This is a genomic window from Halostella limicola (assembly GCF_003675875.1).
Classification (GTDB): domain Archaea; phylum Halobacteriota; class Halobacteria; order Halobacteriales; family Natronoarchaeaceae; genus Halostella; species Halostella limicola.
The window spans coordinates 1,337,983-1,360,625 of record NZ_RCDI01000001.1 but is presented as its reverse complement, the minus strand read 5'-3'; the positions used below and the strand labels follow the sequence as shown (position 1 = coordinate 1,360,625).

24 protein-coding genes are annotated in these 22,643 nt (G+C 68.6%); 13 read left to right on the top strand and 11 right to left on the bottom strand.

The features are described from left to right. Window positions 1-122: 122 nt before the first annotated feature. Together D8670_RS07960 and D8670_RS20840 are read right to left on the bottom strand one after the other, a co-directional pair. Window positions 123-1,127, bottom strand: coding sequence for a sodium:calcium antiporter (locus D8670_RS07960; protein ID WP_121817515.1), 1,005 nt, complete (start codon window positions 1,125-1,127; stop codon window positions 123-125). A gap of 61 nt (window positions 1,128-1,188) precedes the next feature. Beyond that, window positions 1,189-1,359 carry a hypothetical protein gene (locus D8670_RS20840; RefSeq protein ID WP_162994226.1) on the bottom strand — a complete coding sequence of 57 codons (171 nt, stop codon included), beginning with the start codon at window positions 1,357-1,359 and terminating at the stop codon, window positions 1,189-1,191. A gap of 182 nt (window positions 1,360-1,541) precedes the next feature. Between D8670_RS20840 and D8670_RS07955 the strand changes: the two genes are divergently transcribed. From D8670_RS07955 to D8670_RS07950, 3 genes are all read left to right on the top strand, one after another. Then, window positions 1,542-2,339, top strand: a complete 798-nt coding sequence (locus D8670_RS07955; RefSeq protein WP_121817514.1) for a TrmB family transcriptional regulator — start codon at window positions 1,542-1,544, stop codon at window positions 2,337-2,339. 71 nt (window positions 2,340-2,410) lie between these two features. Next, window positions 2,411-2,575 (top strand): hypothetical protein, encoded by a 165-nt coding sequence (locus D8670_RS20835; protein WP_162994225.1) that lies wholly within the window; start codon window positions 2,411-2,413, stop codon window positions 2,573-2,575. Window positions 2,576-2,813: 238 nt separating this feature from the next. Then, the gene (locus tag D8670_RS07950) at window positions 2,814-3,278 is read left to right on the top strand and encodes a response regulator (protein ID WP_121817513.1); all 465 of its coding nucleotides are present in this window, start codon (window positions 2,814-2,816) and stop codon (window positions 3,276-3,278) included. A gap of 65 nt (window positions 3,279-3,343) precedes the next feature. On the opposite strand, the gene D8670_RS07945 is transcribed toward D8670_RS07950, so the two are convergent. Further along, entirely contained in the window at window positions 3,344-3,985 is a 642-nt protein-coding gene (locus tag D8670_RS07945; protein WP_121817512.1) for a ribonuclease H family protein, read from the bottom strand. 134 nt (window positions 3,986-4,119) lie between these two features. Here D8670_RS07945 and D8670_RS07940 point away from each other — a divergent pair, with 134 nt between their 5' ends. The 6 genes from D8670_RS07940 to D8670_RS07915 all read left to right on the top strand — a co-directional run bounded on the left by D8670_RS07940 (window position 4,120) and on the right by D8670_RS07915 (window position 11,327). Then, window positions 4,120-5,694, top strand: a complete 1,575-nt coding sequence (locus tag D8670_RS07940; RefSeq protein WP_121817511.1) for an ABC transporter substrate-binding protein — start codon at window positions 4,120-4,122, stop codon at window positions 5,692-5,694. A 4-nt stretch (window positions 5,695-5,698) separates the two neighbouring features. Then, the gene (locus D8670_RS07935) at window positions 5,699-6,697 is read left to right on the top strand and encodes an ABC transporter permease (protein ID WP_121817510.1); all 999 of its coding nucleotides are present in this window, start codon (window positions 5,699-5,701) and stop codon (window positions 6,695-6,697) included. 37 nt (window positions 6,698-6,734) lie between these two features. Further along, window positions 6,735-7,799 (top strand): ABC transporter permease, encoded by a 1,065-nt coding sequence (locus tag D8670_RS07930; RefSeq protein WP_121817605.1) that lies wholly within the window; start codon window positions 6,735-6,737, stop codon window positions 7,797-7,799. A 1-nt stretch (window position 7,800) separates the two neighbouring features. After that, window positions 7,801-8,982, top strand: coding sequence for an ABC transporter ATP-binding protein (locus tag D8670_RS07925; protein WP_121817509.1), 1,182 nt, complete (start codon window positions 7,801-7,803; stop codon window positions 8,980-8,982). Continuing rightward, the gene (locus D8670_RS07920) at window positions 8,975-10,291 is read left to right on the top strand and encodes an ABC transporter ATP-binding protein (protein WP_121817508.1); all 1,317 of its coding nucleotides are present in this window, start codon (window positions 8,975-8,977) and stop codon (window positions 10,289-10,291) included. The genes D8670_RS07925 and D8670_RS07920 overlap by 8 nt, the downstream gene beginning before the upstream one ends. A gap of 112 nt (window positions 10,292-10,403) precedes the next feature. Further along, on the top strand, window positions 10,404-11,327 hold the full coding sequence (locus D8670_RS07915; RefSeq protein WP_121817507.1) for a DMT family transporter: 924 nt from the start codon (window positions 10,404-10,406) through the stop codon (window positions 11,325-11,327). Window positions 11,328-11,395: 68 nt separating this feature from the next. Here the strand turns inward: D8670_RS07915 and D8670_RS07910 are convergent, their stop codons facing one another. The 3 genes from D8670_RS07910 to D8670_RS07900 form a co-directional block, all read right to left on the bottom strand. Beyond that, window positions 11,396-11,650 carry a DUF8028 family protein gene (locus D8670_RS07910; RefSeq protein ID WP_121817506.1) on the bottom strand — a complete coding sequence of 85 codons (255 nt, stop codon included), beginning with the start codon at window positions 11,648-11,650 and terminating at the stop codon, window positions 11,396-11,398. A 171-nt stretch (window positions 11,651-11,821) separates the two neighbouring features. Then, complete coding sequence (locus D8670_RS07905) at window positions 11,822-13,387, bottom strand: CARDB domain-containing protein (protein ID WP_121817505.1); 1,566 nt, start codon at window positions 13,385-13,387, stop codon at window positions 11,822-11,824. A gap of 93 nt (window positions 13,388-13,480) precedes the next feature. After that, window positions 13,481-15,706 (bottom strand): CDC48 family AAA ATPase, encoded by a 2,226-nt coding sequence (locus D8670_RS07900; protein ID WP_121817504.1) that lies wholly within the window; start codon window positions 15,704-15,706, stop codon window positions 13,481-13,483. Window positions 15,707-15,897: 191 nt separating this feature from the next. Between D8670_RS07900 and larC the strand changes: the two genes are divergently transcribed. Next, on the top strand, window positions 15,898-17,319 hold the full coding sequence (larC, locus tag D8670_RS07895) for a nickel pincer cofactor biosynthesis protein LarC (RefSeq protein ID WP_121817503.1): 1,422 nt from the start codon (window positions 15,898-15,900) through the stop codon (window positions 17,317-17,319). 33 nt (window positions 17,320-17,352) lie between these two features. Here the strand turns inward: larC and D8670_RS07890 are convergent, their stop codons facing one another. Together D8670_RS07890 and D8670_RS07885 are read right to left on the bottom strand one after the other, a co-directional pair. Next, a complete protein-coding gene (locus D8670_RS07890) occupies window positions 17,353-18,171 on the bottom strand; it encodes a manganese catalase family protein (RefSeq protein ID WP_121817604.1) in 819 nt (272 codons plus the stop codon). A gap of 260 nt (window positions 18,172-18,431) precedes the next feature. Then, a complete protein-coding gene (locus tag D8670_RS07885; RefSeq protein ID WP_121817502.1) occupies window positions 18,432-19,172 on the bottom strand; it encodes a hypothetical protein in 741 nt (246 codons plus the stop codon). 82 nt (window positions 19,173-19,254) lie between these two features. On the opposite strand from D8670_RS07885, the gene radB reads away from it, so the two are divergent. Further along, complete coding sequence (radB, locus tag D8670_RS07880; RefSeq protein WP_205596905.1) at window positions 19,255-19,956, top strand: DNA repair and recombination protein RadB; 702 nt, start codon at window positions 19,255-19,257, stop codon at window positions 19,954-19,956. Window positions 19,957-20,036: 80 nt separating this feature from the next. Here the strand turns inward: radB and D8670_RS07875 are convergent, their stop codons facing one another. Continuing rightward, entirely contained in the window at window positions 20,037-21,197 is a 1,161-nt protein-coding gene (locus tag D8670_RS07875; protein WP_121817500.1) for a CBS domain-containing protein, read from the bottom strand. A 102-nt stretch (window positions 21,198-21,299) separates the two neighbouring features. Here D8670_RS07875 and D8670_RS07870 point away from each other — a divergent pair, with 102 nt between their 5' ends. Then, the gene (locus D8670_RS07870; RefSeq protein ID WP_121817603.1) at window positions 21,300-21,614 is read left to right on the top strand and encodes a lycopene cyclase domain-containing protein; all 315 of its coding nucleotides are present in this window, start codon (window positions 21,300-21,302) and stop codon (window positions 21,612-21,614) included. 134 nt (window positions 21,615-21,748) lie between these two features. Continuing rightward, on the top strand, window positions 21,749-22,120 hold the full coding sequence (locus D8670_RS07865; RefSeq protein ID WP_162994224.1) for a DUF7344 domain-containing protein: 372 nt from the start codon (window positions 21,749-21,751) through the stop codon (window positions 22,118-22,120). 53 nt (window positions 22,121-22,173) lie between these two features. Here D8670_RS07865 and D8670_RS20830 read toward each other — a convergent pair whose 3' ends face one another. Further along, on the bottom strand, window positions 22,174-22,326 hold the full coding sequence (locus tag D8670_RS20830; RefSeq protein ID WP_162994114.1) for a DUF7576 family protein: 153 nt from the start codon (window positions 22,324-22,326) through the stop codon (window positions 22,174-22,176). A gap of 16 nt (window positions 22,327-22,342) precedes the next feature. Continuing rightward, window positions 22,343-22,612, bottom strand: a complete 270-nt coding sequence (locus D8670_RS07860) for a HalOD1 output domain-containing protein (protein WP_121817498.1) — start codon at window positions 22,610-22,612, stop codon at window positions 22,343-22,345. Between the last annotated feature and the right edge of the window lie 31 nt (window positions 22,613-22,643).

Here is a 22,643-nt window from a genome sequence, read left to right as displayed (position 1 = left end):
CTCCGACTGAGGAGTGACCCGCTCGCGGCGGGAAGGAGCGGGTATGGGCCCCGGTTCGCGGTTGTCGTGGGCGGGCGCGACGGAGTCGTGAGCGTGACCGATCGACGTCCCTTCCCAGCCGTTTAGATCCCCTGTACCGTCTCGATGATGCCCACCGATTCGAGCGTCATCCAGACCAGGAAGACGCCGTACAGCCCGAGGAAGCCGTAGGCTTCCGGGTCGGTGAGTTCGAGGCTCGTGCGGGTGAAGACGATGAACACGAGCGTCGCGAACGCGAGAAAGCCCATCGTCGGGATGGCGGCGAGGAAGTTGATCGTCGCCGTCCCCGAGAGGAGGACGCCGATGGGAATGGCGACGAGGAGGTTGAACGTGTTGCTCCCGAGGACGTTCGTGAGGCTGGTAACGCTCTCGCCGGTTTTGGCGGCGCGGACGCTGACGAACGCGTCTGGCAGGCTCGTCGCGGCGGCGATGACGGTCAGTCCCCAGAGGAAACTCGGCGTGCCGAACGCCTCGCCGAACGTCAGGGCGGCGCGGACGATGCCCTCGACGCCGACGGCGATGAGGACGAGCGCCCCCGCGAGCGTCCCCCACTCCCGAAGGAGGTTCACGTCCACGTCCTCGGCGACGTGCTCGCTGGCGTCCTGCTGGTGGAGGAAGACGTAGACGCCGTACGTGGCGAGGGGAATGAACGCGAGCGTCGGCGTCAGGATCGCGGCCCGGTTCGTCCCGCCGGGGACGTACGTCGCGCCGAGCGCGAACATGATGAACAGGACGAGGACGCTGATGACGTAGAACTGCGCGTCCTTGAGGACGACGTCGCGGGTCGTCTCCAGCTGTTCGCTGGCGAGCGCGGACGCCGCCGGGATGACGAGGAGGTTGAAGATGGCGCTCCCGACGATGGCCCCGACGCCGAGGGAGAACTCGCCGTGGACGAGCGTACTGATGACGACGGAGCTGAGTTCGGGGAAGCTCGACCCGACCGCGACCACGATGGCGCCGTGGACGGCGACGGGGAGCCCGTAGTGCTTGCTGAGCCGTTCGGCGGACCGTTCGAGGAACTCGCTGCCCTTCCAGATGACGCCGGTCGCGACGACCGCCAGTCCGAGCGCGACGAGGAGACCGTTCATCGGGTAGCGTTTGACGGCACCCGGTAAAAGGCGTGTTCCTCCGGTGTTTTGGCTGCCCACTCTACTGCACCGCCAAGCGGGGACGGATACTCGCGTCCTCGGCGTCGGCCACCTCGAAGACGCAGTTCTCGCACTTCGCGCATCCGCCCTCGGCGAGGGGGTCGACGCTCCGGCCTCGCTTCGTTCCCGGTTGCACGTGCCCGCAGTCGACGCACCGGCCCAGTTCGATCATACCCGTCCTACGCGAGACCCCAAATAAAGGGTAACGTGAGCGCTACCGGGGTCATCGGCCGTTCACTACGATCGGGAAAACACGGGACGAGCGCCCGTCCTATCTGGTAACAACGCGGGTGATTCCCCGTCGCAACCCGGCCAGTCAACATACCCCTCTGGGGCAGTTAGACGGGGTACTTCATGCCTACGGAGGAACAAGCGGTGAAACTACTGGAGGAGTTGGGGATCACGGAGTACGAAGCTCGCTGTTTCGTCGCGCTGTCGAGGGTCCCCAAGGCGACCGCGAAGGAGGTCAGCGAGCTCTCCGACGTGCCACGGTCGCGGGTGTACGACGCCGTCGACCGCCTTCACCGGCGGGGACTGGTCGACGTACAGCAGTCCGAGCCCCGCGAGTACCGGTCGATATCGAAGGAGAGCGCCATCGAGATCCTCCGTGACGACTACGAATCGACGCTCGACGCGGTCGACGAAGCGCTGAGCGACCTCCGCAAATCGGAGGAGCTAGAGGACACCGGCGCGTGGGCCATCGCGGACCAGGACCACGTGTCGAACCGCATCGCGACGCTGGTCGAAGACGCGGAGTCCGAGATCTACGTGCTCGTCGCCGACGACCGGATGATCGACGGAAAACTCTGCGAGCTCCTCTCCGTCGCCGCCGACCACGACCTGACCGTCCTGGTGGAGGTTTCGTCGGAAGACGCGAGGGCGGCCATCGCGGACGAGGCCCCCGCGGCGACCGTGGCGGTGACGGACCTGGCGAAGGACCCCGCGAAGACGGAGGAGAAGTGGTTGGGGCGGATGCTGATGGTCGACCGGCGGTCAGTGTTACTGAGCGCCGTCACCGAAAGCGCGCTCCCCGGCCAACTGGAGGAGACCGCGATCTGGGCGAGCGGCCACGACCACGGGCTGGTCGTCGGGATCAACCACCTCCTGGGCGCGCGCATCGACGACCCGGACGTCTTCGATAGCGGGCAGTAACGGGCCGGAACGTGGTCGGCGGACGGAAAGTTTCTCGGTGTCCTACGTGTTATCGGTCGAACGGATCAGAGATGGGGGACGAACCCGGGGTGGGTGGGCTACCCGAAACGTTCGGCAAGTGCACCGAGTGCGGGACGATCTATCCCGTCCAGAAGAGCGAGAACGGCGAACTGCGGCCCGTCGGGACCGACGGAACCTGCAGCTGCGGGAACGACGAGTTCGTATCTCCCGACTGAGCGGCGCTCGACCGTTTCCGGTCCCAGTGTCGCGCTTCGCGGGCGCGGCAGCCGAGGGCTCTCCGGGACTGTGTGACGATCTGAGAGAAAGCAGTCCTTATCAGCGGCGGCGTCGTCTCTCGAATAACACGAGAGAGTTGCACAGTGCGTCTCTCGCTTCGGAGGAGCCCACCCATGACGGTCGACCGCCTGCTGGCGATCGCGGGCGCATCACAGACTCCACGCTCGTGTCGCTCCCATGCCTAATCATAACCGACACCGACGGACGGACGAACCGATCGACGTGCTCCTCGTCGAAGACAACCCCGGTGACGTCCGGCTCACGCGCGAGGCGTTCGCGGCGACGGACGCCGAGACGACGATCCGCGCGGTCGACGACGGGGACGACGCCGTCGAGCGCCTGGCGCGGCGAAGCGCGAGCGAGTCGGCGTCGCTCCCCGACCTCGCGCTCGTGGACCTGAACCTCCCCGGGAGGGACGGGTGCGGGGTGCTCGAAGCGATCAGGGACGACCCCGACCTCAGACGCCTCCCCGTGGTGATGCTGACGAGCTCCGAGGACAGGGAGGACATCGCCCAGTGCTACGACGCCAACGCGAACGCCTACCTGTCGAAACCGACGGACCCGGCCGAGTTCGTCGCCCTCGCCGAGGCGGTCGAGGACTTCTGGTTCGACCGGGTGCACTTCCCGCCGGTGTCGAGGTAGCGACCGCGGCGCCGCTGGAGCCCTCTCGGCGTGGTCCTGAAAAAGCGACCGCGGAGCGGCGCCGTTCAGTCGGACGCGCCGTTCGCGTGACGGTCGGCCCGCGACGGCGGCGGGAACCGCTGGTCCGCGGCGGCGGGCTGTGGCGCCTCCGGCAGGACGCAGCGCTCCGCGTCGCGGTTGACGTGCGCGTAGTGGTCGGGCGAGTTCGCGAGCGGATGCGCCGGGTTCTGCTCGCTCCGGATGCGGGCGGCCCGCGCCTCGTCGAAGCCCGAGAGCCGGGCACGGATGCCGCGCCAGTGGCTCGTGCTCGCGTCCGGGACGGTGTACGGTCGCGGCGGCTCGTTGTTCGGGTGGCGGGCGGCGAGCACCGCGGCGTTGACGTTCTCGGCGAGGTCGTCGTGGTCCAGCAGCAGGCCCACGCGGGCGTCCGGCGGCGCGCGGGCCGCCAGAACGTCGAGGCCGAGGTGGAGCGCGCGGTACTCGGCGACGTTGTTGTCCGGTGAGCTGTCCGGAACGGAGAGCCGCGTCACTTTCGTCCCGTCGCGAGTCTCGATGACGACGCCGAGTCCGCCCGGACCAGAGGCTCGGAAGGAGCCGTCGGTCGCGACGTAGAAGTCCCGATGGTGGGTCTCGGGCGGATGGGCGATGTGCGGCGTCGGTGACTCGTCGAAGAGATCCCGCAACGCGGGCCGGCCATGAACGGCCATACTCCAGTTCCGAGGCTCACGGACTTAAAGACACTGGTGGATTGTTACCGTTTCTCACAATAGCGGTCGACACCGCGGCCGCGTCCGGCGAATCCACCATCATTTATATAAAACAGAGGCGCAATGTGTTTCCCATGTCACGTGATACCAGATCATCGGTCGGGCGGCGGGATTTCCTGAAGGCCGCGGGCGGCGCGGCCGCGACGGCGTCGGTCGCCGGGTGTCTCGGCGGCGACGACGGCAGCGAGGGCGAAGAGCAGCCCGACGAGTTCGAGGTGTCGATCACGCAGGGACAGATGCCGTCCGGCCTCGACCCGCACGACCACCGGGAGACCCCGACCGACGTGGTGATGCTGCACGCCTACGAGGGCGTGTTGAGTCGGAACGCCGACGGTCAGGTCATCGAGAAGCTCGCTACGGAGTACGAGCGCGTCGAGGATGGCCAGGTCCGCTTTTCCATCCGCGAGGACGTCCAGTTCCACAACGGCGACGACCTCACGCCGGAAGACGTCGCGTACAGTATCAACCGCATCGTTCAGGAGGACGTCGGCTTCGCGAGCCCGCAGCGCGACCAGCTCGCGGGCGTCACGGGCGCGGAGGCGGCCGACGGCGAGCGCGCGGTCGTCGTGACGTCCGACGGCCTCAACCCGGTCGTCTTCCAGGAGTTCGCGACGTACTGCGACGTGATGCAGCAGTCGTGGGTCGAGGACCGCTCGAAGGACGAGATCGGCAAGCAGATGAACGGCACCGGCCCGTTCGTCCTCGACGACTACACCGAGGACGAGGAGGTCGTCATGAGCCGCAACGAGGACTACTGGCGAGACCCCGCCGAGGTCTCGCAGCTGACGTTCACGGCAGCTGAGGAGGCCAGCACCCGGGTGAACCAGCTCCTCAACGAGGAGACGGACATCGTCGTCAACGTGCCGCCGCAGGAGGTGAACCGGGTAGAGGACTCGGACGCGGCCCGGATCGCCGCCGCGCCGAGCACCCGCATCATCTACAACGCGATGCGCTACGACGTGGAGCCGTTCTCCAGCCAGCAGTTCCGGCAGGCGATGAACTACGCCATCGATCTCGAAAGCATCGTCAGCAACGTGCTCGGCGGCTTCGGCGAGCAGACCGGTCAGCCGACGCTCGAGGGGTTCGTCGGCCACAACCCGGACGTCGAACCGTACCCCTACGACCCCGAGGAGGCCGAGCGGCTCGTCGAGGAGAGCGGCCACGCGGGCGCGGAGATCGAGCTTCACACCCCGGTCGGACGCTACCTCAAGGACCTGGAGATCGCGCAGGCCGTCGCCGGCTACATCGACGAACTGAGCAACGTCTCGGCCTCGGTGAACCAGCGCGACTTCGGCGCGCTGGTCGACGAACTGCTGACCGGCAACATCGAGGACAAGCCGCCGTGGTACCTGATCGGCTGGGGCGAAGCGACGTTCGACGGCGGCCTCGTCATCACCGCCCTGCTCACCACCGACGGCGCGCTCTCCAGCTACAGCGACGAGGAGATAGACGAGATGATGGAACAGGCGGGGTCGCAGGCCGCCGAGGAGCGCGAGCAGACGATACAGGAGGTCAACGGCATGCTCCACGAGCGCGCCCCCTGGATCTACCTGAACCGCCAGTACAGCGTCTACGGGGCCAGCGAGCGGATCGACTGGAGCGCCCGCAGCGACGAACGCATTGACGCCTACGCGATCTCCCAGCAGTGACTGAATGTCCCTCTCACGGTTCCTCCTGAAGCGCGCCCTGCAGGGGCTGTTCGTCATCTGGGGCGTCGTGACGGTGGTCTTCGGTCTGCGGTTCATCTCGCCCGGCGACCCCGCGAACGTGCTGTTGCCCCCCGACGTTAGCGAGAGTACTCGCCAGCAGGTGGTCGCCGAACTCGGCCTCGACCAGCCGCTGTACGTGCAGTACCTCGACTACATCGCCGGCCTGCTCGTCGGCGACATGGGGACGTCGCTGGTGACGAAGACGGAGGCGAGCGGGCGTATCATCGGGAAGCTCCCGGCGACGCTCGAACTCGCGGTGGCCGCGACGATCGTCGCCGTCGTCATCGCCATCCCGCTCGGCGTCCTCAGCGCGACGCGGCGGCACGAACCCGCCGACTACGGCGCGACGGTGTTCTCGCTGGCGGGGATCAGCACGCCGAACTTCTGGCTCGGCATCATGCTGATCATCGTCTTTGCGGTCCAGCTGAACCTCTTCCCGACGAGCCGACGGCCCGTCGGGATCGACGACGGGGTCGCGCACCTCGTCGCCTTCCAGTTCGGGCTGGCGTGGAACGATCTCTCGACGTGGCTCTGGCACGTCACGCTCCCCGCCATCACGCTCGGGACGTACTTCACCGCGCTCATCACGCGGCTCACCCGCAGCGGAATGCTCGAAGAGCTGGGACAGGGGTACGTCCGCGCCGCGCGGGCGAAGGGTCTGCCGGAGACGCTGGTCCGGTACAAACACGCCCTCCGGAACACCCTGATCCCGATCATCACCGTCGTCGGCCTCCAGCTCGGCACGCTCATCGGCGGCGCCGTCATCACCGAGGCGGTGTTCAACTGGCCCGGCCTGGGGACGCTCATCATCAACAGCATCCAGGCACGGGACTGGCCGGTGGTACAGGGCTCCATCATCGTCATCGGCGTCGGTTTCGTGGTCCTCAACATCCTCGTCGACGCCCTCTACGCCTACGTGAACCCGCAGGTGACCTATGATTGACCGCATACGTCGACTCCTCGGAAGCGTGCTCGAACGGGTGGTCTCGCCGCGAACCCTCAGGAACCTCAGGCGCGAACTTCGCCAGTCCGCGCTGGCGAAGGTCGGCATCGCGGTCGTGCTGTTCATGATCGTGATGGCGACGTTCGCGCCGCTTTTCGCGCCCCACGACCCGACCCAACAGAACCTCGACGAGTCGCAGAACCCGCCGCTCGGGTTCAGCACGGAGAAGACAGAGGAGGTGACGGTCAAGGAGAACGGCAGCGTCGTCATCGAGAACGGGACGCCCAAGACCGAGGAGCGGACGGTGTACGAGAACGCCTCGCTCGCCCACCCGCTCGGCACCGACGCGAACGGCCGGGACATCCTCTCGCGGGTGATCTACGGGGCTCGCACGTCGATGCTCGTCGGCGTCCTCGGAACGCTGCTCGCGGCCGTGGTCGGCGTCACGGTCGGCCTGACGGCCGGCTACTACGGCGGGCGGGTGGACGACGCCCTGATGCGCGGGGCCGACATCATGCTCGCGTTCCCGTCGCTCGTCCTCGCCATCGCCCTCGTCGGCGTGTGGGGCACCGCCGCGAAGCGGATCCCCGACCCGATCGTCAGTTCCGGGCTCTCCGAGGCGGTACGACCGCTCGTTGGCTGGGAGACGGGGATGCCCGAGAACGTCGTGATACCGGGGACGGTCGTCATCGTCGTCGCGCTGGTGAACTGGGTGTGGTTCGCCCGGGTCGCCCGCGGCGAGGCGCTGTCGCTCAGACAGGAGGAGTACGTCAAGGCGGCGCGCGCGCTGGGCGCGAGCGACCGCTACATCATCGGCAGGCACGTCCTGCCGAACGCCATCACCCCGATCATCGTCCTCGGGACGATCCAGGTGGCGGCGATCATCCTGCTCGAGAGCGCGCTTTCGTTCCTCGGGTTCTCCGGCACGTCGCTGTCCTGGGGCTTCGACATCGCGCTGGGGCGGCAGTACCAGTCCACGTCGTGGTGGATCGCGGCGATGCCCGGCCTCGCCATCGTCTTCACCGTCGTCGGCCTGAACCTGCTCGGCGACTGGCTGCGCGACGCATTAGACCCCGACATCGGCGGGGAGGGAGGTGTCTGACGTGGCGGAGCCGATACTCAAGGTCCGCGACCTCTCGACGCGGTTCTTCACGGAGTCGGGGCAGGTCAACGCCGTCGAGTCCGTCAGCTTCGACGTCGGCGAGAGCGAGGTGTTCGGCGTCGTCGGGGAGAGCGGCTCCGGCAAGAGCGTCACCGCGCTCTCCGTCGTCGACCTCGTGGAGTCGCCGGGCGAGGTGACCAGCGGCGAGATCTGGTACCGCAACGCGGACCTCGCGGCGAGCGTCGCCGACGACCACCCGGCGGCCGTCGACGGCGACTACGTCGACGTCCGCCGGCTGCCCGCGCGGGTGCGTCGGTCCCTCCGGGGGCCGTCGTTCAGCATGATCTTCCAGGACCCGATGAGCAGCCTCAACCCCTCGCTCACGGTCGGTGAACAGATCGCCGAGGCCGTCGAGGTCCAGCGCCGGGCGTCGGCCGACCCCCGTTCGACCCGGTCGCGCAGCCAGGGCTTCGGCCTCGGCGACCTGCTGGTCGGGACGATCTTCGACTCCCGGGATTTCGTCACCGGCGAGAGCCGCGAGCGCGCGGTCGAACTGCTCGACCAGGTCGGCATCCCCGACCCGGAGGAGCGCGCCGACGAGTACCCCCACCAGTTCTCCGGCGGGATGCTCCAGCGCGCGATGGTCGCGCAGGCGCTGGCCGGCGAGCCCGACGTGCTCATCGCGGACGAGCCGACGACGGCGTTGGACGTGACGATCCAGGCCCAGATCCTCGACCTCCTGCGCGACCTGCAGGACGAGGTCGGGATGAGCGTGCTGATGATCACCCACAACCTCGGCGTCATCGCGCGGATGTGCGACCGCGTCGGCGTGATGTACGCCGGCGAGATCGTCGAGCGCGGCACCCTGAAGGACGTGTTCGACCGGTCCGTCCACCCGTACACGGAGGGGCTGCTCGGGAGCGTCCCCGACCTGGACGACCCCGCCCCGCGGCTGAACCCGATCGAGGGCAACGTCCCCGACCTGTACGCCTCGGAGATGGGCGACCGGTGCTACTTCGCCGACCGCTGTCCGAAGGCGATGGAGTCGTGTCTCGACCACCCGCCGGAGCTGCCCGCGGACGGCGAGGACGGCCACCTCGCGCGGTGCGTGCTCGCCGAGCGGCCGTACGACCCGAGCGAAGCGTTAGCCGACGACTACTTCGCGGAGGTAACCGATGACTGAGCGACTCGTCTCCGTCGACGGCCTGGAGAAGTACTACTACGAGCAGGACACGCTGGTCGACCGCCTGCTCGGCAACGACCCGGTGAGCGTCAAGGCCGTCGACGGCGTCTCCTTCGACATCGAGCGCGGGGAGACGCTCGGCCTCGTCGGCGAGTCCGGCTGCGGCAAGTCGACGACCGGCGAGACGCTGCTGCGCCTGCGGGAGGCGACCGGCGGGAGCGTCACCTTCGACGGCGAGGCGGTGTTCGAGATGGACGACGAGGCGCTGACGGAGTTCCGCAAGCGCGCCCAGATCGTCTTCCAGGACCCGTTCTCGTCGCTCGACCCGCGGATGACCGCCGGCGACATCGTCACGGAGCCGCTCCGGATCCACGACGTCGGGACGAAGGCGGAGCGCGCGGAACGGGCGGGCGAGCTGCTCGAACGCGTCGGGCTCTCCGCCGGGCAGCGCGACCGCTACCCGAGCGAGTTCTCCGGCGGGCAGCGCCAGCGGATCGGGATCGCGCGGGCGCTGGCGCTGGAGCCGGAGTTCGTCGTGCTCGACGAGCCGGTCTCGGCGCTCGACGTCTCCGTGCAGGCCCAGATCCTCAACCTGCTCGAGGAGCTTCAGGAGGAACTGGACCTGACCTACCTGTTCATCGCGCACGACCTCTCCGTCGTCCGGCACATCTGCGACCGCGTCGCCGTCATGTACCTCGGTAGAGTCGCCGAGGTGGGGCCGACCGACGAGATATTCGAGGCCCCCGAACACCCCTACACGCGGGCGCTCCTGGAGAGCGTCCCGCGGGCGTCGACCGACGAACAGGGCCGGACCGTCGAGACGCTGAAGGGCGACGTCCCCTCGCCGCGGGATCCGCCGAGCGGCTGTCGGTTCCGGACGCGCTGTTCCGAGGTCATCCCGCCGGCGGACCTCGATATCGCGCAGGAGGACTACCGCGCGATCATGACCGTCCGCGAACGGATCCAGGCCGACGAGGTGCCGGTCGAGAGCGTCCGAGAGGACCTCGGCGAGGCGGCGGACCCGAGCGCGGTCGCCGAGGCCGTCAGCGACCGCGAACTCGACCGCTCGCTCCCCGCGCCGCACGACGAGCAGGTTCGGGAGGCGTTCGAACTGCTCGCGGCGGGGAACCGCGAGGACGCCGCCGGACTGCTGCGCTCACACTACGAGAGCGTCTGCGAGCGGGTCGTGCCGGTGCTGCAGGAGCGCCCGCACGCGACGGCCTGCCACCTCTACGACCAACCGAGCGAACCGCGGGAGGAACTGGTCGAGCGCTCCGGCGAAAAGCGGGCTCGATCCGGCGACGACTGACGCGGGGCCGCCGACCACCGCGCCGTTTCGGCCGGACTGAACTCGCCCGCCGGCCGCCGGCAATCGTGTTGCGAATCGAAACATTGAGCCCGGTGGGAGCGAATGGAGCACTGTGAGCCGCTACCGGAACCTGTCGCTGTTCGTCCTGCTCGCCGCGATGTGGGGGACGGCGTTCATGGCGATCAAGGCCGGGCTGGAGTACTTCCCGCCCGTCCTGTTCGCCGCCGTCCGCTACGACGTCGCCGGCGTGTTGATGCTCGGCTACGCCGCGTACGTCGTCGACGACCCGTTCCCGCGGGGGCGCGGCCAGTGGGCGCTCGTCGCCGTCGGGTCGGCGCTGCTCATCGCCGCCTACCACGCGTTCCTCTTCGTCGGCGAACTGAACACCACGAGCGCCGCCGCGGCCGTCATCGTCTCGCTCTCGCCCGTGCTGACGACCGGGTTCGCGCGGCTGCTCCTGCCGAGCGAGCGGATGACGGCGGCGGGCATCGCCGGCCTCTTTCTCGGGCTGCTCGGCGTCGCCGTCCTCGCGCAGCCGGACCCGTCGGACCTGCTCGCCGACGACGTGGTAGCGAAGCTCCTCGTGTTCGCCGCGGCGGCCTCGTTCGCGCTGGGGAGCGTCCTCACCCGGCGCATCGACGCCGAGATGCCGATAGAGACGATGGAGGCGTGGTCGATGATCGGCGGCGCGCTCCTGATGCACGGCGTGAGCGCGCTACTGCCGAACGAGTCGATCGCGGACGTGGCGTGGACTCCGGAGGCGATCGCGGCGCTCGCGTACCTCTCCGTCGTGGCGAGCGCGCTGGGTTTCCTGATCTACTTCGACCTGCTGGAGCGGCTCGGCCCGATCGAGATCAACCTGGTGTCGTACGTCGCGCCGGTGTTCGCTGCGGTGTCGGGGTGGGTATTCCTCGACGAAGTCATCGGCGCGCCGACGGTCGTCGGCTTCCTCGTCATCTTCGCCGGGTTCGTCCTCATCAAGCGCCGAGCGCTGCTGGAGGAGTTCGACTGGCTCCGGCGCTCGACGGCGGAGTGAGTGTCGCGCTCGGGGTGCGTCCGCCGGTGAGGATCCGGCGGGACCCCTGTGGGGGTGATTGTCGGACGTTACTCGCTGTTGTGCGGATGACCGACGAGCAGCGCCACGAGGTTCAGCGCGAGGAGGCCGAGGAAGGTGAGCGTCTCGGTCGGGCCGGTCAGCCCCCTGAACAGGAGGGGGACGTGGAGGAACGGGAGGGCGACCGCCATCCAGAAGCTCACCATCCGGACCGGCGGCGCGAGGGCGTCGACGCCGACCCGGCGGTCGCTCTCCCCGGCCTCGGTGGCGGCTTGCTCGTTGTGCAGCGGTGAGGGACCTGACATTGTGGGCGCCTAGTCACGCGTACGTCAGACACCCACATATAACCGCGCGAGTGTTCAATTTATTTCACTACTTTTTACGGTAATTACCAGGTTCCTACTACGTTTCATCACCGGACTAGAGGACCGTAGACGGTTCAGAACCGCACATGAGCTAGCAATTAGCGATCGGCGTCACGCCGACGTCTCGTTCCCGTTGGTAACTGTTATCGGTTCGTCGAGAGTACCGTCCGCGGTGACTGTCGCCTGCCGGTAGTCGCCGGGCTCCGCGTCCGCCGGGATGGCCGCCTCGAACGTCACCGTCGTCGACTCGTCCGGGTCCAGCGCGACGCGTCGCTCGTCGAGGACGGTCCCGTCGAAGCGGTACTCGACGGTCCCGTCGCCGGGTTCGTTCCCGTCGTTGGTGACCGTGACGGTCGCGGTGACGTTCTCGCCGGCCTCGGCCGCCGTCGGGGCCTCGAACGACGAGAGCGAGTACGCCGGGCCGCGGACCGTGACGATCTCGCTCGCTGTGCCGAACGTCTCCGTCGCCGAGTCCTCGCGGGCTCCGCGGACGATGACGCGGCCGGGCTCCGTGAACGTCGCGGCGACCGTCCCGTTCGCGTCGGTCCGGTACTCGGTGCCGTTCACGGTCACCGTCCCGTCGACGCTCGCTCCCGTGTCCGTCCGCGTCAGGACGAACTGAACCGCCTCGCCTTCCGGCACCGTGGTGCGGTTCGCCGACAGCGAAAGCGAGACCGGCCGACGCGAGACCGACAGCGTGCGCTCCGCGGGCCGGAACGTGACTGCCGGCGTGTCGGCCGCAGTGGCCGTTAGCGGGAGGTCGCCGACCGCGTCCGCGGTCACGTTGACCCGACCGTCCTCGTCGGTCCGGTACTGCTCGCCGTCGACGGTGACGGTCGCGTCGGCCGGGCCGCCGGTATCGTCCCGCGTGACGCGCACGGGGACGGGTTCGTGCGCGACCGGGTCGGACGATTCGACGGCGACCGAGAGCGTCGCGGTCCGGCGCGTCACCGACACCGTGACGCTGCTGCCGTTGAACCGCCGCGACGGGGTGTCCGCCTTGTGTGCGGCGGCGGTGAACTCGCCCGCCCGGTCGAGGGTGACGACGGCGACGCCGCTCTCGTTCGTGGCGTGGCGACTCCCGGCGACCGACACCGTGGCGGGGACGCCCTCCTCGCCGTCGGTCACGGCGAAGCGGACCGCGTCGCCGGCCGTGACGTTCGTCGCGTTCGCCCGCAGGGTCAGATCCGTCACGTACCGCTCGACGACGACGGTTCGACGCGCGTCGACGAACTGGGTGCCGTTCGCCGAGGCGGTCGCCGAGACGACGTGCTCGCCGCCGTCGAACCTGACGACGACCGTCCCGTTCTCGTCGGTGACGTGGGTCCGCCCGCCGACGCGGACGGACGCGTTCGGTACCGGGGTGCCGTCGACCCGCGTGACGGTCATCGCGACCGCGTCGCCGGGCCGGACGGACGACTGATTGACGGCGACGCGGAGCTCGACCACGTCGGTCGACGGGCCCTCGTCGCCGAGGTCGAGGATGGGGAACGTCGGCTCGTTGCTCTCGTTGCCCGCGAGCGCCCCCGTACCGCCGAACCCGGCCACCATGGCGACGAGCGTCGCGAGGACGATGGCGAACAGGAGGAGCACGGTCGGGTCGCGGAGCGCGCTGTAGGCGTCCTCCCCGCCCGCGAGCACGTCCTCCTCCGGATCGTCGGGTGGTGGTCCGTTCACGGCGGTAGTTACGGTCCGCGTATGTGTCAGGAGGTTAAAACGGTTGTCCTCGGCGCGGACGAAAACGGCGGGAGAACGGAGTCGCGGCGGGGGCTACTGGAAGCCGATGCGGCCGCCCGTGCGGTCGCGGTCCGGCTTCGCGGTGCCGCCCTTGAACTCGTCTTCCATGCGCTCGTAGTAGTCGAGGATGTCCTCGGTGATCGTCGGCCGGACGTTCTCGATTGCCTTGCGGAAGTGGCGCATCTCGACGTCCTCGGCCTCGTCGTCCTCGCGGAGCGCCTCGATGGCGGCCTCGCGGGCGATACTCTCCAGGTCGCTCCCGACGTAGCCGTCGGTGATCTCGGCGATCTCCCGGAGCGACACGTCGGCGGCGAGCGGCGTGTCCTGGGTGTGGATGTCCAGGATCCGCTCGCGGCCCTCGGTGTCGGGCTGGCCGATCATCACCATGCGGTCGAACCGCCCGGAACGGATCAGCGCGGGGTCGATCATGTCCGGCCGGTTGGTCGCGCCGATGACCATGACGTCCTCCATGTCCTCCAGCCCGTCGAGTTCGGTCAGGAGCTGGTTGACGACGCGCTCGCTGACGTTGCTGCCCATGTCGCCGCCGCGGCTGGGGGCGAGGCTGTCGAGCTCGTCGAAGAAGATCACCGTCGGCGACACCTGCCGGGCCTTCCGGAAGGTCTGGCGGATCGCCTTCTCGGACTCGCCGACCCACTTCGACAGCAGCTGCGGGCCGCGGACGCTGATGAAGTTGGCGTTGGTCTCGTTGGCGACGGCTTTCGCCATCAGCGTCTTCCCGGTGCCGGGCGGGCCGTACAGCAGGACGCCGCTCGGCGGGTCGATGCCGAGGCGGTCGAACTTCTCGGGCGAGGAGAGCGGCCACTCGACGCTCTCCTGGACCTGCTCTTTCGCGGTTTCGAGGCCCCCGACGTCGTCCCACGAGATCTTCGGGAGCTCGACGAGCACCTCCCGCATCGCCGACGGTTCGACCTCGTTGAGCGCCCCGCGGAAGTCCTGGCGTTTGACGATCATCCGGTCGATGAGGCTCGGCGGGATGTCCTCCTCGTCCAAGTCGATCTCGGGGAGGTACCGCCGCAGCGCCTTCATCGCGGCCTCCTTCGTCAGTGACTCGATGTCCGCGCCGACGAAGCCGTGGGTCTCGTCGGCGAGGTGGCCGAGGTTGACGTCGTCCGACAGCGGCATGCCGCGGGTGTGGATCTGGAGGATCTCCTCGCGGCCCATCTCGTCGGGGACGCCGATCTCGATCTCGCGGTCGAAGCGGCCGGGACGGCGGAGCGCGGGGTCGACGGAGTCGACCCGGTTCGTCGCGGCGATGACGATGACCTGACCCCGGGATTCGAGGCCGTCCATCATCGTCAGCAGCTGCGCGACGACGCGTCGTTCCACCTCGCCGGTCACGTCCTCGCGCTTGGGCGCGATGGAGTCGAGCTCGTCGATGAAGATGATGGAGGGCGCCTCCTCGGTCGCGTCCTCGAAGATCTCCCGGAGCTGCTGTTCGGACTCCCCGTAGTACTTGGAGATGATCTCGGGGCCGGCGATGGAGAAGAAACTCGCAGAGGTCTCGTTGGCCACGGCCTTGGCGAGCAGGGTCTTCCCCGTGCCGGGCGGGCCGTGCAGGAGCACGCCTTGCGGCGGCTCGATCCCCAGTTTCTTGAAGATCTGCGGGTGTTTCATCGGGAGCTCGACCATCTCCCGGACCCGCTGGATCTCCGACTGTAGTCCCCCGATGTCCTCGTAGGTGATCCCGCCGCCGGTCTTCTCGAAGCCCGAGATGGGCTCCTCGCGGAGCTCGACGTCCGTGTCCTCGGTGATGAGGACGACGCCCTCGGGCTCGGTCTCGACGGCGATAAGCGGGATCGCCTGCCCCGGCGAGCGCATGAACGGGTGGTTCGTGCTCGACATGACGGGCACGATGTCGCGCTCGACGACCGGGCGCTTCAGGATCTGCCGTTTCACCATGCCGGCGGCGTCGCTGCCGAACTGGACGCTCGCCTCCTCGGGCGGCGCGAGCACCAGCGAGTCGGCCTTCGTCGCCTCCGCCTTCCGGATGGTGACGCGCTCGCCGATACCGACGTCGGCGTTCTGACGCGTGAACCCGTCGATTCGGACGGTGTCGGTGTTCCAGTCCTGCCGGTCGGCGCGCCACACCTTCGCGGCGGTGGTGTCTGCCCCCTCTATCTCGATGATGTCACCCGGGCTCAACTTCAGATGGAGGAGCGTGTCCGGGTCGAGGCGTGCGATACCGCGCCCCGAATCGTTCGGGTACGCCTTTGCGACCTCAAGTTGGACTTCATTCATGATTTCACACTAGCTGGGATGGTTGGAAGTCGAACGCCGGTGCCGATATGTCTTTTGTTATGGGGGGTCATCCCCCGATCGCGCTCGCGTCTAGTGTCACGTGTTACCATTCGTTGGTCAGCGCGGCAGGCACATAGGCGTAACGCCCGCGGACCCGAACCTTAACCCCGCGCCGCTGCCGAGTTGGGAACATGCGAACACTCGCGTTCGACGGACGGACGGGTGCGAGCGGCGACATGGTGCTCGGCGCGCTCGTCGCCGCCGGGGCCGACCCCGCCGTCCTCGCTCCCGTCGAGGACGCCCTCGGCGTCGAATACGCCGTCGACGAGGCGACGAAGAGCGGTATCGCGGCGACGAACGTTCGGGTGCTGGCGTCCGGCGCGGACGACTCCGATCAGGCAACGGGCGACCATCACTCCCACGATTCGGATCGCGGCGACGACGGGTCGGCCGACCGCGGCGACGGCGGTCACGAGCACTCGCACAGCCACGACCACGATCACGACCACACCCACGACGCTGCTCATTCGCACGGCCACACCCACGATGACCACTCGCACGACCACGCCCCGATCGCCGAGGGGCGAGGCCCCCTCCGGACGTACCCGGAGGTCGTCGAGATAGTCGAGGGGATGGGTCTGCCCGAGGACGTCGTCGCGGACGCGACCGCCGTCTTCGAGGTCCTCGGCGAGGCGGAGGCGGCGGTCCACGGCACCGACCTCTCGGAGACGCACTTCCACGAGGTGGGCGCGGACGACGCGATCGCGGACGTGGTCGGCGCGGCGCTGCTGCTCGACGACCTCGGCGTCGACCGGGTCGTCACGACGCCCGTGCGGACCGGCGGCGGGACCGTCGAGATGAGTCACGGGGTCTACCCGGTGCCCGCGCCGGCGGTCGTCGAGATCGTCGAGCGCGCCGACTGGGCGGTGCGCGGCGGCCCCGTCGAACGGGAACTGCTCACGCCGACCGGCGCGGCGATCCTCGCGCACTTCGCGGAGGGCGGGGCGGAGCTCCCGGCCCTCGACGTGACTGCGTCGGGGTACGGCGCGGGCGGCTACGACCTCGACGACCGCCCGAACGTCCTGCGGGCGATGGTCGGCGAAGAGCACGAGAGCGGCGACGCGGCGAGCGCCGAGACCGCCGACGGCGGCCGGCTCGTCCGCGACGACGTGGCCGTGCTTGAGACGAACGTCGACGACGTGGCCCCCGAGGTGCTCGGGAGCCTGCAGGAGACGCTCTCCGAGGCAGGCGCGCGGGACGTGACGATCGTCCCGACGACGATGAAGAAGTCCCGGCCGGGCCACCTCGTGAAGGTGATCGCGAAGCCCGAGGACGCCGAGGCCGTCGCGCGCCGCCTCGCCGAGGAGACGGGGACCCTCGGGGTCCGCGAGGGCGGCGCGACCCACCGCTGGATCGCCGAGCGCGCCTTCGAGACGGCGACGCTCTCGGTGGACGGGCGCGAGTACGAGGTCGCCGTGAAAGTCGCCAGCAACGACGAGGGCGAGGTGTACGACGTGAGCGCGGAGTACGACGACGCCCTCGCGGTAGCCGGCGAGACGGAGCTCCCGGTCCGCGAGGTGCTGCGGCGGGCGGAGAGCGCCGTGAAAGAATAGCGGCGGGTCGGTCGAGCGGCCGGGGGGACGTCGTTACTCGGGCTCCGGTTCGTTGTTCGTCGTCGGGTCAGCCCGGCCGACGCCCGGCGGGCCGCCGCCGGGCTGTTCGGCGAGGAACGAGAACTGGCCGGTCCCGTCGGGCGCCTCGCCCTGCGTCCACGGCTTCTCGGGGTCCTCGTGCGGGTCCCGCGCCGTCGACATGAAGGAGTAGTTGAACTCCTGGTTCTCCTTCTCCTGCGGGAAGCTCGCCGGGATCGGCAGGTGGTCGTCGAACGTGTTCAGTACCTCCAGCCACTGGTTCTGGTGCATCGTGTCGCGGGCGATGAGGTACGCGAGCATGTCCTTCATCCCCTCGTCGTTCGTGTACTCGTACAGCCGGGTGGCCAGCAGGCGGCCCGTCGACTCGGCCATCACGTTGGCGTACATGTCGGCCGCGAGGTTGCCCGACGCGACGACCCAGCTACCGCTAAACGGGACGCCGTTGCTGTCGACGGGCATCGCGGACAGCCCCGAGGACAGGAACTGGCGCGGGTTCTGCCCCGTCATCGCCGCGGCGACGGCGGCGTCCTCCTTCGCCTCCTCGCGGAGTTCCTGGGGCGCGCCGCGCAGGTTCTTCGTCACCGCCGTCGCCAGCATCTCGATGTGACCTAGCTCCTCCGCGGCCGTCTCCATCAGCATGTGGCGGTAGTCGCTGTGCTCCTCCGGCAGCGCCCACGCCTGGAACATGTACTGCATCGCGACGCGCATCTCCCCCTCGACGCCGCCGATGGCCTGCTGGAGCAGTTTCGCGAAGTGCGGGTCCGGTTCCTCGACCTCTACCTCGAATTGCAGTTCGTCGTCTTGAAAGAACACCGTATGACCTCCGAACGCTATGGCCACGAGCAGGCAGATAAATTCCACGAGAAGAAAATGGAATGTTACGGGCCGGTGTCGGGATATTTCCCGGTGAAAGCCGAAAACAACCCGCTAAGTACTTCCAACAAAGCGGTCCGTAGCTTTATCGCGACGACGGTGGGGAGACGCCCGCGGAGGGGGAAATACGCCATCGGAAGGCGGGATGGAGAACCGTCCCCGGGACGCTGGCACCCGTCGTCGTGGACCCCGTCGGTTGATCACCCGCTCCGGTGCTCGTCCAGCGCCTCGTCGATCGTCAACTCGCCGCTGGCGACGCGCCGGGCGAGGTCCTCGTCGATGGCGCGGTTCTCGCCCGACTGCTCGCGCGAGCGGTCCTTGATCACCTTCAGCTCGCCCTCGGTCGGCTCGATCTCGCGCTCGTCGACAACGTCGCCCTCGATGCGGGCGATGTTGACCGCCGCCAGCACGTCGCCCATCCCGCGCGCGCCGGTGCCGAGGTACGGCGTCGTCCCGGTCTCGTCGACGAGCTCGACCCGCACCTCGTCCAGTTCGTTGACGATCGTGGCTCCCTGCAGGCGCGCGCCGTCGCCGACCCGGACGACCGGATCGGGCGCGTCGGCCACCTCCTCGCGGATCACGTCGACCGCGTCGTCCAGCGGCACGTGGAACGCGGCGATGACGGTCTCGCCGGCCATGACGGCGATCCCGGGGCGGGTTCCGGGGTCGACGCCGACGACGGTGCGCCCGCCCTCGCCGCGGACGGCGGCCAGCGCCGACTCGACGGCGCGCCGGGGGCTGTCCGGCTCCGCACGGACGACGACCACGTCCTCGGGGAGCGAGTCGTCGGCGGCGTTCCCGCCGGCCTCGGTGATGAGCACCGTCGTCTCCTCCGGTATCGGGTCCTCGGGTTCGACCGTCGTGAACGTCACGCCGCGGTCGCGGAGCTCGTTCACCACGCCGTGGTACAGTTCGAAGTCGGACGTCGCGACGACTATCACTAACCCGGACGTTCGCCGGCGGCGGAGTTAAACCCTTCCGCGGACCGGGGGCTTTTTGCCCGGAACGCGTCTACCTCGCGGCGTGAACCACGACTCGCCGATACCGACCGGCTGCGGGCCCGTCGACGACCTGCTGGACGGCGGGTTCGAACGCGGCACCGTCACGCAGGTGTACGGCCAGCCGGCGGCCGGCAAGACGAACCTCGCGCTCTCGGCCGCGGTGGAGGCGGCCGCAGACGGCGGCCTCGCGGTGTTCATCGACACCGAGGGGCTGTCGCTCGACCGGTTCGAACAGCTCGCGCAGGCGCGCGCCGACGGCGGGGCCGTCGAGGACGTCACGTCGAACATCGTCGTCGAGTCCGCGTACGACTTCGACGAACAGGCCGAGGCGGTGCGGGACGCCGGCGAGTTCGCCGAGGAGGCGGACCTGATCGTCCTCGACAGCGCGACAGGATTCTACCGACTGGAGCGGACCGGCGAGGGCGACGCCGGCGAGGCGCTGCGGGACGTCGCCAGACAGGTGACGCACCTGCTGTCGCTGGCCCGGCGCCACGACCTCGCCGTCGTCGTGACGAACCAGGTGTTCACCGACCCCGACAGCGACCGCACGCGCCCGCTCGGCGGCCACACACTGGAGCACTGGACCGGGACGGTCCTGCGCGTCGACCGCTTCCGGGGCGGGAACCGCCGGGCGACGCTGGAGAAACACCGGTCGAAGGGCGCCGGCGAGACTGCGACGTTCCGCATCACCGACACCGGACTCGAAGCGGCCGACGAGCCGTAGCCCTCACAGCGGCTCGCGGTCGAGCTATGCCTCGCAGCGAGAAAGCGATCCGATAACGGAGGAGTCCGGGCGCCGAGCCTCTACAGTTCGCCCAGCTTCCGGAGCAGCTGCCCGCGGTACTCCTCGTCGCTCTGCATCCCCTTCTGTTCGAGGACGTTCCGTTCGAGCTTGTCGAGCGCGACGTGGAACGCCTGCTTCGAGCCGTACCCCTCGCCGCTGCCCATCATCTGGCCGCGGTTCGTCCGCATCCGGATCTGACAGAGGATGAGCGGCGTGCCCCGCAGCTTCTCCTGGTGCTCCTGGAAGCGGACGTGGGCGTGGCGCACGTGCATCTTGCTGTACTTGCCGGACACCTGCTCGATGCTCTCGCGGATGTCCTGCCGGGAGATGGTGTCGAGGAGCTCGATGTTGGTGATCTGGACGTCCATGTGCTCCTCCTCGGTGTAGGTCAGCGCCCGGAGCACGTCGGTCCGGGTGAGGACGCCGCCCACGACGCGGTCGTCGTTCTCGGGGGTGACCACCAGCCCGGAGTAGTCGTTGTCGAGCATCTCCTCGACGGCGTCGCGGACGCTCTCGTCGACGGAGGTCGTCGCGACGGGGCTGGACATCACGTCGTAGGCGGGGATGTCGAGCATCCGGTCCAAGTCGCCGGCGCGGTCGCCCTTGCCCGTGATGCGCTGTTCGTTCCGGGTGACGAAGTCGATGATGTCGTGGGTGGTGACGACCCCGGAGAGCATCCCGTCGTCGTCGACCACCGGGAGCCGGGAGATGGCGTTCTCGCGCATGAGGTTGATCGCCTTCCCGACGCCGTCGTTCTCGGTGATCGTGATGACGTTCTCGGTGTAGATCTGCCCCACGTCGAGCGCGTCGAGGTTCTCGAGGACGGCCTGCAGGATGGCGTCCTCCGTGATGATGCCCCACAGCTCGCCGCCCTCGAAGACGGGTGCGACCTTGGTGCCGCCCTCGACGAGCACCCGGGCGGTCTCCCGGATGTCCTCGGTCCGGTCGACCTTCGGCGCGGGCGCGTTCCGGCTCGGTTTCACCAGGGCGGCGACTTTCGTGTCGTCCTCGACGTGGGACTGGAGGAGCTGCCGTTCGCCGACGACCCCTTCGTACTCGCCCTCGCGAGTGACGATGATCCCTTTGGGGTTTTCCTCCTCGAACAGCGACCGAACCTTCCCGAGTCTGGTATCGGCGTCGACTTCGACGTACTCGCGGGTCGCGATGTCAGCAATATCCATCGTACTCACACGGTAATCTTCGCCGGCGACGGCCTTCAAACTTCGTCCCTTGCGATTTGGTGGCACACCGAGGTTTAGGGGGTGGCGGCCCTACCGACGACCGTGGTCCCCGACATCGGCGTCTTCGGGCCGTACACGTACCTCGTGACGGAGGTCGTCTTCGGGAGCGTCGCGCTCGCGCTGCTGGTGCGCGCGAACGCCCTCCGCCGCGCCGGCAAAACGATCGCGGCGCTGTACCCCATCGCGTACGTCTGGGACTGGTACACTCTCCACGTCGGGGTCTTCGCCATCGAACTCCGGACAGGCGTCGACTTCCTCGGGATCCCGATCGAGGAACACGTCTTCATGGTCGTCGTACCGGCGCTGATAATCGGGATGCACGAGACCATCCACGGGTCGGACTTCGCCGAAAACTGACGGATGATTCCCGTCACAACGACCACGTGACAGCGGTCGGACGTACGAGAAAGATTTAAGACGCAGGCACGTAGGGAGCCGTATGGCTCTACACTTCAGCTGCCGGGCGTCGGGGGGACGGGGTGAGTCCGGCGATGGGTGAACGGGGCAGCGACGTGGAACTCACGCCGGAGCTGACGTTCGAGTTGCTCTCCGATCGCCGCCGCAGATACGCGCTCGCGTATCTGAGCAGGCGGAACCAGCCGGTATCGATGGAGGAACTGGCGAGACACATCGCCGCCTGGGAGGGGAACGTCTCGGTCAGCGAGGTCGACGACCGGACGGTCGAGCGCATCAAGATGACGCTGTATCACAACCACATCCCGAAACTCAGCGCCGCCGGCCTCCTCGAACGCGGGGAGCGAAACGGCGGGCAGGTCCTCGAACCCACGGACAAGGTGAACCAGGTCGAGGCGGAGTTACAGATGGGGCTCGAAGACGGGCCGAAGAAACACTACACCACGTAATCTCTGACGTAGCGGCGCGAACGCGACCGCAAGGGGAAGGGGGCGGCGAGGCATTACTCCCACTCTTCGAGGCACTCCTCCGAGCAGAACGCGTAGAGGCGGAACTCGCCGTCCTCGCCGTGCGTCGCCCTGACCGGGTGCCACTCGCTGCCGTCTATCTCTGCCCCGCAGTTCGCGCAGGCGTCCGCCGAACTGTCAGGTATCACGCTGAACGCCTCCGTCTCACGTTCGGGTCTCCGTCGCGGACGCCGACCCGTCCTCGTGGACGGTGACCGAGCAGTGCCCCAACGTGAACGCGAGCTCGGGGGTAGTCGACGCGCGCAGGCGGTCGTCGCTGAACAGTCTATCGAGCGCGTCGGGATCGACGACGTCGGCGAGGCGACAGTCGAGGTCGATGGGGTCGACGCCCCGCGCCTCCGCGACCGCCATGACCACGGCCGTGCTCGGCGCGTCCGACGTCTTCCGAACGGGGCTCCCGGTGTCTCGTTCCATACCTTTCCTTGGCCCCCCGCGCCGATAGGGA

What these genes read in the sequence shown, in the direction of transcription:
- D8670_RS07865 (WP_162994224.1), top strand. Translation starts at nt 21,749, where the DNA reads ATGGGTGAACGGGGCAGCGACGTGGAACTCACGCCGGAGCTGACGTTC.
- D8670_RS07875 (WP_121817500.1), bottom strand. Translation starts at nt 21,197, where the DNA reads ATGGATATTGCTGACATCGCGACCCGCGAGTACGTCGAAGTCGACGCC.
- D8670_RS07920 (WP_121817508.1), top strand. Translation starts at nt 8,975, where the DNA reads ATGACTGAGCGACTCGTCTCCGTCGACGGCCTGGAGAAGTACTACTAC.
- larC (WP_121817503.1), top strand. Translation starts at nt 15,898, where the DNA reads ATGCGAACACTCGCGTTCGACGGACGGACGGGTGCGAGCGGCGACATG.
- D8670_RS07960 (WP_121817515.1), bottom strand. Translation starts at nt 1,127, where the DNA reads ATGAACGGTCTCCTCGTCGCGCTCGGACTGGCGGTCGTCGCGACCGGC.
- D8670_RS07900 (WP_121817504.1), bottom strand. Translation starts at nt 15,706, where the DNA reads ATGAATGAAGTCCAACTTGAGGTCGCAAAGGCGTACCCGAACGATTCG.
- D8670_RS07940 (WP_121817511.1), top strand. Translation starts at nt 4,120, where the DNA reads ATGTCACGTGATACCAGATCATCGGTCGGGCGGCGGGATTTCCTGAAG.
- D8670_RS07935 (WP_121817510.1), top strand. Translation starts at nt 5,699, where the DNA reads ATGTCCCTCTCACGGTTCCTCCTGAAGCGCGCCCTGCAGGGGCTGTTC.
- D8670_RS07945 (WP_121817512.1), bottom strand. Translation starts at nt 3,985, where the DNA reads ATGGCCGTTCATGGCCGGCCCGCGTTGCGGGATCTCTTCGACGAGTCA.
- D8670_RS20840 (WP_162994226.1), bottom strand. Translation starts at nt 1,359, where the DNA reads ATGATCGAACTGGGCCGGTGCGTCGACTGCGGGCACGTGCAACCGGGA.
- D8670_RS20835 (WP_162994225.1), top strand. Translation starts at nt 2,411, where the DNA reads ATGGGGGACGAACCCGGGGTGGGTGGGCTACCCGAAACGTTCGGCAAG.
- D8670_RS07950 (WP_121817513.1), top strand. Translation starts at nt 2,814, where the DNA reads ATGCCTAATCATAACCGACACCGACGGACGGACGAACCGATCGACGTG.
- D8670_RS07955 (WP_121817514.1), top strand. Translation starts at nt 1,542, where the DNA reads ATGCCTACGGAGGAACAAGCGGTGAAACTACTGGAGGAGTTGGGGATC.
- D8670_RS07910 (WP_121817506.1), bottom strand. Translation starts at nt 11,650, where the DNA reads ATGTCAGGTCCCTCACCGCTGCACAACGAGCAAGCCGCCACCGAGGCC.
- D8670_RS07860 (WP_121817498.1), bottom strand. Translation starts at nt 22,612, where the DNA reads ATGGAACGAGACACCGGGAGCCCCGTTCGGAAGACGTCGGACGCGCCG.